The 14,237-nt window shown below is 44.8% G+C and carries 18 protein-coding genes and 1 pseudogene; 15 read left to right on the top strand and 4 right to left on the bottom strand.

The window, feature by feature from the left end:
• Positions 1-2: 2 nt before the first annotated feature.
• From ACG3M1_RS10910 to ACG3M1_RS10945, 8 genes are all read left to right on the top strand, one after another.
• On the top strand, positions 3-140 hold the full coding sequence (locus ACG3M1_RS10910) for a hypothetical protein (RefSeq protein WP_009588382.1): 138 nt from the start codon (positions 3-5) through the stop codon (positions 138-140).
• Between the two features lie 85 nt (positions 141-225).
• Complete coding sequence (locus tag ACG3M1_RS10915) at positions 226-738, top strand: dUTP diphosphatase (protein WP_008819311.1); 513 nt, start codon at positions 226-228, stop codon at positions 736-738.
• Between the two features lie 172 nt (positions 739-910).
• Positions 911-1,309: a hypothetical protein gene (locus ACG3M1_RS10920; RefSeq protein ID WP_242407894.1), complete on the top strand. Its 399-nt coding sequence runs from the start codon at positions 911-913 to the stop codon at positions 1,307-1,309.
• Positions 1,251-2,477, top strand: coding sequence for a sensor domain-containing diguanylate cyclase (locus ACG3M1_RS10925; protein ID WP_395815394.1), 1,227 nt, complete (start codon positions 1,251-1,253; stop codon positions 2,475-2,477). The genes ACG3M1_RS10920 and ACG3M1_RS10925 overlap by 59 nt, the downstream gene beginning before the upstream one ends.
• A 1-nt stretch (position 2,478) precedes the next feature.
• Complete coding sequence (locus tag ACG3M1_RS10930) at positions 2,479-3,795, top strand: GGDEF domain-containing protein (RefSeq protein ID WP_074748081.1); 1,317 nt, start codon at positions 2,479-2,481, stop codon at positions 3,793-3,795.
• A 172-nt stretch (positions 3,796-3,967) separates the two neighbouring features.
• Positions 3,968-4,303 (top strand): PadR family transcriptional regulator, encoded by a 336-nt coding sequence (locus tag ACG3M1_RS10935; RefSeq protein WP_009588381.1) that lies wholly within the window; start codon positions 3,968-3,970, stop codon positions 4,301-4,303.
• Complete coding sequence (locus ACG3M1_RS10940) at positions 4,290-5,327, top strand: DUF1700 domain-containing protein (RefSeq protein WP_008819308.1); 1,038 nt, start codon at positions 4,290-4,292, stop codon at positions 5,325-5,327. Before ACG3M1_RS10935 ends, ACG3M1_RS10940 begins: the two co-directional genes overlap by 14 nt.
• A 4-nt stretch (positions 5,328-5,331) precedes the next feature.
• Complete coding sequence (locus ACG3M1_RS10945) at positions 5,332-5,796, top strand: hypothetical protein (protein WP_008819307.1); 465 nt, start codon at positions 5,332-5,334, stop codon at positions 5,794-5,796.
• 50 nt (positions 5,797-5,846) lie between these two features.
• Here the strand turns inward: ACG3M1_RS10945 and ACG3M1_RS10950 are convergent.
• From ACG3M1_RS10950 to ACG3M1_RS10960, 3 genes and pseudogenes are all read right to left on the bottom strand, one after another.
• Positions 5,847-6,498: pseudogene (locus tag ACG3M1_RS10950) on the bottom strand (CatB-related O-acetyltransferase).
• A gap of 107 nt (positions 6,499-6,605) precedes the next feature.
• The gene (locus ACG3M1_RS10955; protein ID WP_008817446.1) at positions 6,606-6,869 is read right to left on the bottom strand and encodes a CD3324 family protein; all 264 of its coding nucleotides are present in this window, start codon (positions 6,867-6,869) and stop codon (positions 6,606-6,608) included.
• A gap of 197 nt (positions 6,870-7,066) precedes the next feature.
• Positions 7,067-7,360 carry a hypothetical protein gene (locus ACG3M1_RS10960; protein WP_008817445.1) on the bottom strand — a complete coding sequence of 98 codons (294 nt, stop codon included), beginning with the start codon at positions 7,358-7,360 and terminating at the stop codon, positions 7,067-7,069.
• Positions 7,361-7,732: 372 nt separating this feature from the next.
• Here ACG3M1_RS10960 and ACG3M1_RS10965 point away from each other — a divergent pair, with 372 nt between their 5' ends.
• The 6 genes from ACG3M1_RS10965 (at position 7,733) to ACG3M1_RS10990 (ending at position 12,756) form a co-directional block, all read left to right on the top strand.
• The gene (locus ACG3M1_RS10965; RefSeq protein WP_008817444.1) at positions 7,733-8,071 is read left to right on the top strand and encodes a PadR family transcriptional regulator; all 339 of its coding nucleotides are present in this window, start codon (positions 7,733-7,735) and stop codon (positions 8,069-8,071) included.
• Positions 8,068-9,324, top strand: a complete 1,257-nt coding sequence (locus ACG3M1_RS10970) for a DUF2812 domain-containing protein (protein ID WP_008817443.1) — start codon at positions 8,068-8,070, stop codon at positions 9,322-9,324. The genes ACG3M1_RS10965 and ACG3M1_RS10970 overlap by 4 nt, the downstream gene beginning before the upstream one ends.
• Positions 9,325-9,625: 301 nt before the next feature.
• A complete protein-coding gene (gene lspA, locus ACG3M1_RS10975; RefSeq protein ID WP_002608770.1) occupies positions 9,626-10,102 on the top strand; it encodes a signal peptidase II in 477 nt (158 codons plus the stop codon).
• A complete protein-coding gene (locus tag ACG3M1_RS10980; RefSeq protein WP_009269208.1) occupies positions 10,090-11,004 on the top strand; it encodes an RluA family pseudouridine synthase in 915 nt (304 codons plus the stop codon). Before lspA ends, ACG3M1_RS10980 begins: the two co-directional genes overlap by 13 nt.
• Before the next feature lie 4 nt (positions 11,005-11,008).
• The gene (locus ACG3M1_RS10985) at positions 11,009-12,262 is read left to right on the top strand and encodes a rhomboid family intramembrane serine protease (RefSeq protein WP_008817441.1); all 1,254 of its coding nucleotides are present in this window, start codon (positions 11,009-11,011) and stop codon (positions 12,260-12,262) included.
• Positions 12,262-12,756 carry a deoxycytidylate deaminase gene (locus ACG3M1_RS10990; RefSeq protein WP_002608773.1) on the top strand — a complete coding sequence of 165 codons (495 nt, stop codon included), beginning with the start codon at positions 12,262-12,264 and terminating at the stop codon, positions 12,754-12,756. Before ACG3M1_RS10985 ends, ACG3M1_RS10990 begins: the two co-directional genes overlap by 1 nt.
• A gap of 180 nt (positions 12,757-12,936) precedes the next feature.
• Here ACG3M1_RS10990 and ACG3M1_RS10995 read toward each other — a convergent pair whose 3' ends face one another.
• A complete protein-coding gene (locus tag ACG3M1_RS10995) occupies positions 12,937-13,611 on the bottom strand; it encodes a helix-turn-helix transcriptional regulator (protein WP_002608774.1) in 675 nt (224 codons plus the stop codon).
• Between the two features lie 236 nt (positions 13,612-13,847).
• Here ACG3M1_RS10995 and ACG3M1_RS11000 point away from each other — a divergent pair, with 236 nt between their 5' ends.
• Entirely contained in the window at positions 13,848-14,225 is a 378-nt protein-coding gene (locus tag ACG3M1_RS11000; protein WP_002608775.1) for a RidA family protein, read from the top strand.
• The last annotated feature ends 12 nt before the right edge of the window (positions 14,226-14,237 follow it).

Here is a 14,237-nt window from a genome sequence, read left to right on the forward strand (position 1 = left end):
GTATGAAACAGATGCTGATCAGATATCCTTATCTGCAGGCACAGATTACCGCAATGGGTGAATCTGTGCCTGTTTTGCATACAGAAACACGGCATTGGGAGGCTATGGAAGCACGGTGGCGCTGTTATCCAGCAGGATAGAGTCTGCTTGAAAATTTATATATACAGCAGGTAAACAGTATGGTTTCTGTGGTAGAATAAATAGGAATGTAAGGAGGTATCCGATATGGAGAAAATAGCGAAATTTCATAAGGTGAGCATGCAGCGGTTTGAGAAGGACTGGGGCACTGCATTTCCCGGGACCGATGCGGCAGAAATTCAGAGAATATATGAGGCGTTAAGGCTGCCTGTGCGTGCGACAAAGGGATCAGCCGGCTATGATTTTTTTGCACCTGCGGCAGTTTCCCTGAAACCAAGGGAAACGATAAAAATACCAACCGGTATCCGTGCGGAAATTCAGGAGGGCTGGGTGCTGCAGCTGTTTCCCCGCAGCTCGCTGGGCTTTACCTATCGTCTGCAGTTTAACAACACGGTAGGAATTATTGACAGCGATTATTTTGAAAGCGACAACGAAGGGCATATCTTCATAAAAATGATGAACGATTCCACAGAGGGAAAAACCGTTCAGATTCGCAAAGGAGACGGCTTTGCGCAGGGGATTTTTCTTCCGTTTGGCATTTGTGAGGATGATGATGTGCAAAAGCAGCGAAACGGCGGCTTTGGTAGTACGAATGAGTAGCTGCAGGACATTGAATCTGCAGCTTTTTTTGCTTCGTGCGATATGTGCACAGCATGTAAGCATACACATTTTGGGTATAAATAAATATATATGTAAAGTTTTTATGGAAACATGGCGTATCGTGTGACAGATATGTTATACTTATTAAATAAAGGCTATGAGGTGAATATGTATGCATAAAATCAAGAGAAAGGTACAGCAGAAGCAGGAAAGCCGAATCCTCTCGTTTACACCGGTTCGTACCTATTTTCTGCTTTTTTTGATGCTGTATCTGCTTCTGGTGATATGCGCGGGATCACTGCTGACGATTCATTCGATGAAGCAGTCGGCGCAGGCGGCACAGCAAAGTGCAGCAGCGCAGATATCGCAGCGGATTGATGAATCCCTGAAACTTTTAAACGCACTTGCGGCACTTCCTGAATTTTATGATCCCTCTGTAAAATGGGAGGAAAAGGTGGAAAAGCTGGACAGCATCAATACACAGTTCGGCTATATGTTTATCTGCTACGTTGATGAGGATATACAGGTTTACACATTGGGGGGAGGAACCGGCCAGTCTGGCTGCTCGTGAGCATATGCAGAAGCTGTATGCCACAAAGCAGCCGATTGTTACCGACAGCTTTGTTGCCGGTGCAGACGGCGTTACCCTGAACTATACGGTTGCTGTTCCGCTGCTTCAGGACGGTGTTATGACCGGAAGCCTGTTTTGCTCGATATATTTTGATGATACCGTAGAGCTATTGAAAAAGGCGGCATCCGCAAATCAAAGCGAAGCTGTTCTAATTGGTTCTAAGGGACAGATCATGTCATCGACAAATGGGTTATCCTATGGATCCTCCTATGTGGATCAACTGCAGGATGTCCGTATGTACAGCATGACGACGGATACACTGGAAACTAAACTGCTGGCGCGTGAATCCGGCTCTTTCTATAGTAGGAAAGACGGAAATCTGATGTATACTGCATACGGCCCTGTCAAAAATACAAATTGGGATATTCTGATAACAATCGACTTCTTTCGCCTGTTTTCATCTATGCTGCCCCATCTGCTGCTGATTGCTGCGATTACTGCTGCAATCACACTCTCTCTTTATCTGCTGGTGAGAGCATACAGCCGGCAGCAAAAAGCGAATATGGAAAGCATGGTAGCTGCCGTCCACAGGATGGAGCGGAAATTGTATAAGAACAGCATTCCCGAACAAGTGGATTATGATGATTTGCTGCAAATGAGCAGTACAGGACTGCGGGACGGATTGACCGGCGTCGTAACGCGAACGGTATTCCTAAGCAGGATGCAGAAGCTGCTGGAGAGTGGAGAATACGGGAGCTGTACGACACTTTGCTTTGTTGATCTTGATGACCTGAAAACGCTGAACGATACACACGGGCATCAGGCAGGTGATAGTGCTTTAAGAAAAATCGGTTCCATTCTACGGGAATATGAAATGAAATACGAGGGCATTGTCGGGCGCTATGGCGGAGACGAATTCATTCTTGTTTTAAACGATGTAGATACCGCACAGGAGGTTCATGCCGTATTATCCGAGCTTGTTGAAAAACTGAATTTCTCAATCGCTGTAAGTCAGGCAGATGTGGCCGTGCATTGCAGTATCGGTGCCTGTATCTGGAACAAAACAGATTCTTTGGATGTGCTGATTGCAAAGGCGGATAAGGCCCTGTATGATGTGAAACGGCATGGCAAAAAAGCGTATTCCCTCTTTCTGAAGGGAGAGTCCTGATATGAGGCGGATGTCATTAAAAAGAAAACTCCCCGTACTTTTCTTGGTTATCCTTGTACTGGGGCTGAGTCTGCATACCGGAAAAAGCATACAGGCAGCATTGATCAGCAAACGGCGGCAGGCTGCGGAAACCGTCATTGAGCTTTTCGGCAAGCATCTGATACAGCAATTGGAAGCAGAGAATTTCGCATCCAAATTGATGTTTGCACTGGATACAAAGGAGAAAGCAAATCTGACACTGTTTGAAGAGAAGGCAGCGAAGCTTCAAAGGGACCATGCCGAAATCCGTTTTCTGTCCTACTTTGAGCAGGATACCTTACAGGCAATTTATCCGAGAGAGAAATACAAATCGGCAATCGGCATGAAATTACATGACGTATCCTATAGCTATACCCTTGCAAAGGTGATAAAGGACGGAGTTATTGCCGGACCGGAGAAACTGTCTTCGACAAAGGAGGAGGTATTTCTCTTTATTGAGCCGCTGTATGAAAATAATCAGTACAAGGGAGAGATTATCGCGGCAGTGGATAGTGCGTATCTTATAAAAGCCATGAATCTGGAATATCTCCAGAAAAGAGGCTATGAGTATGAGCTGTGGAGAGTAAATGCGCTTGGTGAAAAAAAGACGGTCGTGAGGGTGTCTGATCCGAGTGTTGATTTCTCCGAGGCTGTAAAGCTGGAGGTTAGTTTACCTGCGACATGGAATCTCAGCATTCTGCCAGAGAATGGTTGGCTGCCTTATTCCGTGAAGCTTGCGATCAACGGCATATGCTTACTCAACGCTTTGCTCATCCTCGCCCTTGTATACCTCGCACTGCGTGTGCATGTACAGAAAAAGCAATTGATAAGGGAATCCTATACTGATGCAGACAGCGGCCTGCTGACTCGTGAGGGATTCTTCTATTTTATGAAGCGTGCGAAACAAATGCAGGGGGACAAGGAGGTATCTGTACTGTATATTCAGCTGTATAATTTTTATAAGCTGCGCAAAAACTGCAGTATGGAGGAAATGCAGGCATATTTGCAAATCATACAACAGGGTGTTCAGGAGCATCTGCCTGTGGGAAGTATTGCTGCCCGTCTGAGTGAAGAGGAATTCGTCATAGCAATCTTCGAAGATACGAGGAGTGAGAAGGCAATGGAGGCAATCGAGGATTTTATACTACAGCTATTCTGGAAAAAGAAAATACAAGGGAAAAAGGTCTTTGTGGAACCGAAAAGCGCTATTGTCCGCTGTGTGGCAAAGAAAACAGATGCAGAGGAGCTTTTGAAGCTTGCTTCGATGCGATTAAATGCATTGTATGATCTGCATTCCTGAATCTGGACGGTGAGTATCGTTTTATTCATATACGAAGGGACTACAGGTATATCTGTCGGATAGCCTGTAGTTTTTTTTGTATATGATCCGTTCTATTCTGCAATCCACAGTATTACTTTTATTTTAGTACTTGACAATGCAAAGTACTAAGGGTATTATAATAGTGGAGGTGATGCTGGTGAACACACAATTTAAGAAGGGTGTTCTGGAACTGATTGTGCTGCTTTGCGTATATAAAAAGGATATGTACGGATATGAGCTGGTGTCCGAGGTCAGTAAGGTTATCAATGTGAATGAGGGGACCATCTACCCGCTGTTGAAGCGTCTGACCAATGAGCACTATTTTGAAACCTACCTCAGTGAATCCACGGAGGGACCTCCGCGAAAATATTATCGCATAACCGGGAATGGAAAAACGAGGACAACGGAGCTGCTGCAGGAATGGAATGAATTCCATGAACAGGTCAGCAGATTTATAAAGGAGAGTGAAATCGATGACGAAAGATGAATTTCTGCGATTGCTGGATCGCAAGCTGGATGTGATCAATGAAAGGGAACGACGTGATATCATTGATGAGTACCGCACGCATATTGAAATGAAAATGAAAGAGGGGAAATCGGAGGAAGAGGCGATTGAGGATTTTGGAAATATCGATGAACTGGTGGATGATATTCTGGATGCCTATAAAATCAATACGGATCGTGTCAACCGCTCCTTCGATACCAAGCTGAACCGTTTTATGGATGATCTGTTCAACGGCTTTCAGCGGTTTCTGGGCTCCTTTACCTCCCTGCAGATGGATGATGTCGTACGCCTGGTGTTTGAAATCCTGGTGATACTGATTCTGCTGGCTGTTCTGCATATTCCGTTCCGTATGATTTCTTCTCTGGGAAGCAGCCTGCTGCATTCCGTGGCGGGCTTTGGAATCGGGAGTCTGCTGGCGGCGATATGGAAATTTATTATCGGTGTCGCCTATGTGGCAATCTTTGTTGTCGTGCTGGTCAACCTGTGTACAAAGCGGCTGAACCGCTATCGCAGTCATTCGAGAAACGGGGAGGGAGCCAGTGTATTTGATGATTTCAAGGAAAGCTTTGATTTTGATCAGGCAAAGAAGACGGTTCATTCCTTTACAAACGATCGCAGCACGCGTCGCGAAACGGTATATGATGAGCGAGATGATATAAAATATCAGGAAAGAGATACGCAGCGTGGCGAAACGGATGATGAATATGAGGATGAAAGCATGTATGAGGAACCCCGCAGAAGAGAATATCGCCGAAGCTATGAAGGTGATCACATGGAACGCGGTGTAACAAGTGTTGCGACGATTCTGATGCGGATATTCTTCTGTCTGATGATGATTCCTTTTGTCGGTATCATTGTGGCATTGTGCTGCGCTCTGGGGGCCATGATCGTGCTCAGCTTTGAAGGACTGACCCTGTTTGGTGCATACTTTATCGTAATCGGTGCATTGGTGGCAACCGGAGGCTTCCTGTCACTGCTGTACAGCGTCTTATGGAGAAGGGGGTAGGCATATGAAAAAATTTCTGATATCCCTGATTGTCGGTATTACGATGATGGCGATTGGAACGACCATGCTGGTTTTTGAAATCAAGGAATTTGAGTTTGTGGACGGAAGAAGTGCCTATTATGGCTCTGATACGGTAAAGACACAGACCTTCCGTGTAAAGGATCAGGATTTGAATATCGTGTTTGAGGATGATTATTACACTGGCTATGAGTGGAAATATGATGAGAGCATGAAGGATGAGGTTCGTATTGAATATACTTCGGACATGCAGGTGAAAACGAACGGCAATACGATGATTATTGAAGAGCGCTACAATCATGAATGGGGTGTCAATGACGGCATGGATTTCCTGAATACCTTTCTGGATGGCCTGAAGCAACGCAAGGTTTATACGATGGATTACAGAGACAATGTTGTCATTGTATCCTCCTCACAGATGCGTGATCGTGTACATGTGATTTCGGATTGATTGATGTGAAACAAAGGAAAACGCGGAATTACACCGCGTTTTTTTCATCCTTATATGTGTGTTTGATGCGGGCATGCTGCTTTTAATCGGCGGATATCACCGCTTTGCAGTGCCGCGAGATTGCTTTGGATCAGCTCAATCGGCCAATCCCACCATTTCAGGGTGAGCAGCTCCGCTATGGTTTCCTCAGGAAACCGCAGGCGTAGTTCTCTGGCAGGCACACCGCCGACGATGGTATAGGGCGCAACATCCCTTGTGACAAGTGCCCGTGTTCCGATAATGGCGCCGTCACCGATCGTAACACCGGCCAGTATCACTGCTTCGTATCCGATCCATACATCATTGCCAATCACGATATCCCCCCCTGTTATCCCAGGCATCCCGGACATCCTTTGGCTGTTGCTGCCATTCCTCGAAAAATATGGGAAAGGGATAGGTTGACAGGGATTGCAGTGCATGATTAGCACTGTTTAATAAAAATTTTGCACCGCAGGCAATGGAACAGAATTTTCCGATGATCAGCTGATCGCAATTGGCAGGGTACTGGTATAAAACGTTATGCTTTTCAAAATCACGGGGATCCTGTGCATGGTCATTGTACATCGAAAAATCACCTGCCGTAATTTCCGGTCGGGTTATGACATTTTTGATATAGACGGTATTTGGATCACCGCTGCGTGGATAAATCAGATGTTTATTCATGTTTGTTCTCCTTTTTACCAGTTCATTGTATGGGAAGAGGTGCGGATGCGGCAAGCCACAAAATCGTACAGACCTGTTTTGTAGAAAAAAAGAATGCCGCAGCATTCTTATGATTTTTGATAAATGATTTTCTTGATAGCATGTGCCGATAATGCATACTGAGTGGAAAGCTCCTCAATCGTGCAGCCGGACACATAGCGTTGCCGGATGCCTTCATTTCGCAGCTGTAGCTCGGTTCGATAGCCGCTGTGCTCTCCCCAGCGTTTTTTCTTTCCGGCAGCAGGAATATAAATGTATCCTGCCTGTATATACTTCTGCAGCTCCTCCACCAGGTCTTTCGGTAAAATCGTATGGGCATTTACATATTTCATGCAGGCTCCTCCTTTACAATTCTGTTCAGGATGCAAAGCCGGCAAATGCTGCGACTTGTTTACTCCATGCAGGTGTCGCAGCAATCCGGCGTTGCATGGAGTCTTGCTTCATTTAGCTTCATGTTATCACACTTCCTTGTGGCTTCAGTATAGCATGCTTTCGTATAATCTACAATGCAGCTGCCGTAAAAAGAAAGCTATGCAAGGTAGCGCACAATGTATAAAATTAGAAAGCAGACCTCCAAAATGCCAAAGGGGATGATCCACAGGTAGGCAGCCCCGACATGAACAGATGCAGGAGAAACATGCTGTGTGCGGATGGGAATTCCTGCTTCCTCCTGTGCAATCAGCTTTTGTTCCTGCTGTACAAGCTGATCCTTTTGTTCCAGCAGGTAAACCCGGCTGTTCAGGACGAAGTAGCATGTGGTGAGAAGCAGGGCAAGCATGATGGTCAGCATCCATTTGCCAGGTATGCTTTTAAGTCTTTTCATAGGTGTTCTCCTTTTCATCATGTTGTGTTAAACGTAGTATAGCATGGCTGCTGCAGCGTGACAAGTTACGGAAGGATGGTTCGACCTGCGGCATGTACAGAGCACAGCAGTGTAGGAGATAAAGCAAGTACAGCTGCTTATATAAGAAATCTATGTTGAAGCTTGTTGCTTCGCCGTTATAAAATTCAAGCTCGATGGAAGTGTCTGAAGCTGAGACCTTCGCGAGTTTCAAAGTTATCTGTTTAGTTCCATTCACATGCTGAAAAGCAACGCTTTCTACCTCTGTGATTTTCTAAGCGTATTGACAATATCGTTAAACGATAATATAATGATAACAGAGATATATCGTTAAACGATATTGGAGGTGGTGCTGTGCCGAAGAAACAGCTGGAAACATTGACAGAGCCAATGTACTATACGCTGATTGCGCTGCTTCAGGCACGCTGCGGGATGGAGATTACAGAGTTTGTTCTGAAGCTGACCAGGGGAAGAGTACACCTAGTACCGGGAACCCTGTATACCATGCTGTCGAAGTTTGAAAATGAAGATATGATTCGGGAAACGGAGTCGGATGGCAGGAAACGGTTCTATCTGATTACAGAAAAAGGAAAGGAAATGCTGATGCAGGAATACAGGCGCTTGAAAACCATGCTGCAGGATGGGGAAGTATGGATTGAAAAGCAAAGCGATGAAAAGGAGGCGGCATCATGAAACGAAGGAAGAAACATGTATGGCTGATTGTATATCCGTTTGAATACCCGGCTTTACAGGCATATCTGAATGACATGGCGGAGAAGGGCTGGAAGCTGGTAAGCTTAAAAGGGGACCGCTCCTGCTGGCTCACATTTGAAGCGGATGCTTCACAGAAGGAGTATTACCTTGTGGACTATACAAAGGATTACTCCATGATTATACCGGATTCAGAAACAGCGGATGCCCATAAGTATCGCACCTTTGTTGAAGAATTCGGGTATACGTTTGTCGGATCAAATGGCCCGCTCATGGTGTATCGCTGCGATGATCCTAACCTTACCTTGCGAGAGGGAACACAGGAGGATCGCCGTATCATGAATGTGAGTATGCATAAGACAGCTGTATGGCTTTTCATATCATGGGCGCTGTATGTACTGCTGTTGCTGCAAAGCTATCACGGACTTCTTTGGAGCATGTACGCCGATGGTTCCCAGTTTCAGAATTTTCTTTTGATGGCCGCATTGAATATTACATGGCTGATCCATCTTCTCCCTTACTTTATATGGCTTGTGCGCAGAAGGAATATGACCTCTTCAAAAATGCTGCTTCGGCAGTCAAGAATCGTGTATGGCAGTGTAGTGCTGCTGATCTGTATGCTGATCGGCTCTTTGTTCACAGTCAATGTTCTTTATGTGATCGCATTCACTGTGATCTTTCTGGTCTTCGGCTGGCTCATTTACCGTTTTTGGAAAACCAGATATCCAATGGGATTCAAGGTGATTGGCAGTATAGCACTGCTTTGGGTAACCTTTGCGATAGGCGTGAATATCACACTTACCAGCACCTATGATTCGCTTTCGTTTCAAAAGCCGATGGAACAGACAAGGTTATCGGATTTTGTCCTGCAGCATGTAAATACCGCAGGTCTGACTCTGGACAGCTACAGCGAATCTTCCATGCTGAGCGAGCATATGTCCTTCAGTGCCTACAGTGAGAAAGAGGATGCAGCGGATAAGAATTTGTATATTGATTGGTATCGCATCCGCGATGGGTTTTTCAGGGATTGGACGAAGCGCCGTTATCAAAGTGAGAATGGAATGGAGCAGATGTGCAGGGGATATGGTGAGCCGATAAAGACACAGGGGGTCACCATGTATAAGGGAGAGTATGAGGTGTTGTTCATCCGTGATGATACGTATGTATGTATCAATGACGATTTTTTGCTGGATGATGACGGATGGAAGCTCATACATGAATTGTTGAATCTGTGAAAATATTTTCAGAAATAAAATGAATAAAAATTGAAAAATGTGTTGAAAGTGTGGTTTCTTCGTGGTATACTGTAAGCAGATTTCATAAGAATCTGCCAATGGACTTTTTATTCAGAATCTTTGTATGAACGTGTCGAGCTCATCCTCCTTATTTATAAACTTTCCTAATTACCGTGATTCGAAATAAAAAGTACACATAAAAATCGCCAATGGCGGTTTTTTTTGTTATAATATGATACGATACTGTTTTGTGTGCTTTTTAAAGGATAGCCCACAGAACATATAAGGAAAGGTGAATCGCATGAAGGCTAAGCATATTCTGATGATGGCGGCAGTACTACTGCTGGATCAGCTGAGCAAGTGGGGCGTACAGACGTCCATGCAAATAGATGAGAGCTTTGACGTAATTCCGGGATTTTTCAGAATTACGTATCTGCACAATACAGGGGCAGCCTGGAGCATGCTGGAAGGAAAGATGGTTTTCTTTTATCTGATTTCCATTGTTTTTCTGATTGGCATGCTGTATTTTTACCGTACTACAGATCACAGGGACAGACTGACACGCATTGGTGTGGTATTGATGATGGCCGGTACACTGGGAAATTTTATTGATCGTCTTATTTTCCAGTATGTTCGTGATTTTCTGGATTTCATTATCTTCGGATATGATTTTCCGGTATTCAACGTCGCTGACATATCACTTTGTGTCGGTGTAGGGCTCATTGTTTTATCAATGGTTCTGGAAACATATGGAGGTCGTAGGATATGCGCGAAATAAAGATTATCGCCGCTGCAGAGGATGCAGGGGCTCGCATTGATAAATACATCAGTGAGCAGGAGGATTTATCCCGCAGCCGGGTGCAGGCGCTGCTGGCTGAAGGAAGCATTCTGGTCAATCAGAATGCGGTGAAGGCAAATTATAAGGTGAAGGCAGACGATTGCATTACGGCCGTATTCAATGATGAAATGGAAATGGAAGCCCGTCCGGAAAAAATGGAGCTGGACGTGCGATATGAGGATGAAGATGTGATCGTCATCAATAAGCCAAAAAACATTGTCGTGCATCCTGCTGCAGGAAATCAAAGCGGGACACTTGTCAACGGACTGCTGTATCACTGTAAGGATCTTTCCGGAATCAATGGTACACTGCGTCCGGGAATCGTGCATCGCATTGATAAGGATACAACGGGACTGCTGATTATCGCTAAAAATGATCTCGCCCATGCGTCATTGTCCAAACAGCTGCAAAGCAAGACAGTGAACCGTTTGTATTATGCGCTGGTACACGGTGTGATTCAGCATGATTTCGGTACCATTGACGCGCCGATAGGACGGGATGTGAAGGATCGCCAGAAGATGGCGGTAACGGCAACCAACTCAAAGGATGCGCGTACACATTTCCAGGTGATTGAGCGATTTGAAAATTATACCCTGGTGGAATGTCGTCTGGAAACCGGACGAACGCATCAGATACGTGTTCATATGCAGTATATCGGACATCCGGTAGTGGGGGATGAGAAATACAGCTATCGCAAGACCATGCAGACAAACGGACAACTCCTGCATGCGCACCAGCTTACCTTTCAGCATCCGAGAACGGGGGAAGTGATGACAGTGGAAGCAGAGCTGCCGAAGCAGTTTGCGGACATACTGGAAGAACTGCGACAGGAATCGAGGTGACTGGATGCAGATTAGTGAATATGATTTGTTTGCCTATCAGCTGCTGCATTACCTGGTCGTACAACAGCATTATCGCATTGTAAGGGTTCAGCAGCACAAGGATGATCTGTGGCTGATGAATGAAAATCATCAGGTATATCCGGTGATCCGCATTTCATCCAGCGGCAATGCCGGAACCTTTGCGGACACGGATTATGTGCGCAACGTTCACCGCATCATACTCAATCTGATGCACAGAGAGGGACCGATGCTGATATTGAATACCAATCCGCAATCCAGTCCGGTGCACAATGCGTTTCTGACACAGATTTGCATCACTCCTTCAGCCCTCAGTGAACCGCAGCTGACCAGCGTCTTTCATGGCATTGACCGTGTCGTGCATCGCGTGGCAGATCCGGATAAGGAAAGCAGTACACTCATGGCTCAGGTGGAAGAGGCAGAGCTGAAGCAGCAGCAGGATTTCATAAAAAAAGCGCGTAAGAAAAGTATTCCACGCTGCACAGTTGCTATAATGGCGATTTGTACGATATTTCTCGTACTGGAATATCTACTGGCCTATCTGGACGGTAATATGGAAAGTGCCATCGTGGCTGTCGGCGGTTACTATAAGATGAGTATTGTTGCGGCGCATGAATACTGGCGTATTCTCAGCGGCGGCTTTGTACATAACGGTGTTGTTCATTTCGTCATCAGCCTGTATGCCCTGTATGCGACCGGAAAGCTGTGTGAACAGCGTTTGGGAAGAGGCTGGTATATGGCGGTTTTTCTTTCCTCTGTGATTTTGGGGAATGCTGCACAGCTGATTGCGGCACCCAACGGGATTGCGACTGGTATGAGTGCCGGGATCTTTGGTGTGGCGGCAGCCTATCTCACCAGTCAGCTGCTGTCGCATACACTGCGACATCCACTACTGCGTATTCCGCTGTATAACTGTATGGCAATTCTGGCCGTACTCGCACTGGTGCCCTCGGTGTCCTTTATCGCCTGTATTGCGGGGATTCTGTGCGGAATTCTGTACGGCTTATGGATGCATGGCAGACAGAGTGAATCCGGTATGAAGCAGCATGCCTGTCTGGCGCTTGTTCTGTATGCGGCAAGTCTGTTTGCCTATGGTGCTGCTGTGGATACGGTTGCACCGCTGGATCGGCATTTGGATGAAGCCATAATCAGTGTTTACCGTCATACACCGCTCAATGCCTATGCAGAATATCTGCAGGAGCATTTTCATCAGCAGTATGAAAAAACAGGAGGTATTTAATGAAACGGGAAGATGTACTAACTTGGGATGAATATTTCATGGGACTGGCGCACCTGAGTGCCAAACGGAGCAAGGATCCTTCCACACAGGTGGGGGCTGTCATTGTCAGCAGTGAGCATCGTGTTGTCAGTATCGGCTATAACGGATTTCCAAACGGCTGCAGCGATGATGAGTTTCCGTGGGATCGGGAAGGGGATTTCGGTAACACCAAATATCCCTATGTCGTGCATGCGGAGCTGAATGCGATTTTAAACAGCAAACATGATTTAAAAGGATGCAGTATTTATGTGTCGCTGTTTCCATGCAATGAGTGCGCAAAGGCGATCATACAGAGCGGAATCAGCCGTATTGTGTATGAGTCCGATAAGTATGCACATACGGAAGGGACGATTGCCAGCAAGCGGATGCTGCGCAGTGCGGGGGTAGAGCTGGTACAGCTTCCCTATGCCATTGATTTGCAGGTATCCAGAAAAATCAATCCGACAATACGATAAGAAGGTTCAGGCAATCATAGGACCAGCATTCCTTGTGTGAATACCAATTGTTCGCTGTGCATTTATGCGATTGTTATGTATGCTCGTACTTATAGAATCCTTCAGTATGAAGAAAAGCTATTTCACGATAAAAGTTTAAGTGAAATAGCTTTTTTGTTATATGCTGGTATTCATATGATATCAGAATTTATGATTGCTGCATTTTCGCAAATGCAAATACACCGTGTTTTTTGAAATGTTCAAAAGCTTAGCGATAACTGTAACAGCGTCTTTGATTTGGAAAATTCCTTTATTATACAGGTCATAAATAATTTCTTTGTTTTTATTTGACGAGCTTATAGCAGGGTCATTGTATATCCTCTCTTTTACGGTATTTAATGTTGATGTAATCATATCATCTACATTACTGGCAAAGGTTTCTGTTGCGGAATCATTTTCTGCTGTGAGGGTTTCTTTTTGTACGAACGTATGAATGAAATCATAAAAACTGATATTCATATAAAAATTCATACACAATAAACCGATAATGCGGTCATTTTCTCCTTTGATGGCAATCGTTGTGCTTTTCAGAGGTTCTCCCTTTGCATTGACCGAATAATAGGTTTCCTGTTTCGAGCTGTTCTCACTGAACTTGATGAGAAAGTCTAATGCCTTATCTGTAATCGGGGCACCGACCTTTCTGCCGGTATGCTCACCATGGTTGATATAAATGACGGAGTGCTGAAAGTCCTCCAGACTATGAAGCACGATTTCATAGGCCTCTCCCAAATAGTTGCCCAGACCTTCAACCATTGAGCGGTAGCTTTGCAGAATCATCTTATCAATCAGGGTTAATTGAACTTCTTGTGGTTTCATGGTATCCTCCACTCCCTTCGCTGTCTATTATAGCGTACTAATTTCATTTATTCAAAACAATTTCAAAAAAAATTTATTAAGTAAACTAAATAAATGCGAAAATTGCTTAATGCTGCTAAAGTTTTGTAATCTTAAAATATAATTCATCTAAAAAATGATAATTATTTTATTGACTAAAATAAAATAATGTATTATAGTATAAGAGTAAAAAATATTTCATTAGAAAGGAGAAGGGAATGAACAAAATTATTGATGCCGATAGCGCACCTGCTGCAATCGGCCCCTATTCACAGGCAGTCACGAATGGCAATTTGTTGTTTGTATCCGGACAGCTTCCGATAGAACCCGGGCAGGGGGTGATCGTGAGCGGGGATATTGCTGAACAGGCAAGACAATCACTTGAAAATGTGAAGGCGATTTTGGAAAAGGCCGGCTATGAAATGAGGGATGTTGTAAAGACGACATGTTACTTGACAGAAATGGAGAATTTTGCTGTGGTAAATGAAATTTATGCTGAGTATTTTGTAGGAAATTATCCGGCAAGATCCTGTGTATCCGTGAAGGAGCTTCCGAAACAGGCATTGTTTGAATTAGAAGTTATTGCGTGTAAATAACAAGGAGAGAAC

Source organism: Clostridium sp. 10cd*, assembly GCF_044336395.1.
Classification (GTDB): Bacteria; Bacillota_I; Bacilli_A; order Erysipelotrichales; family Erysipelotrichaceae; genus Clostridium_AQ; species Clostridium_AQ innocuum.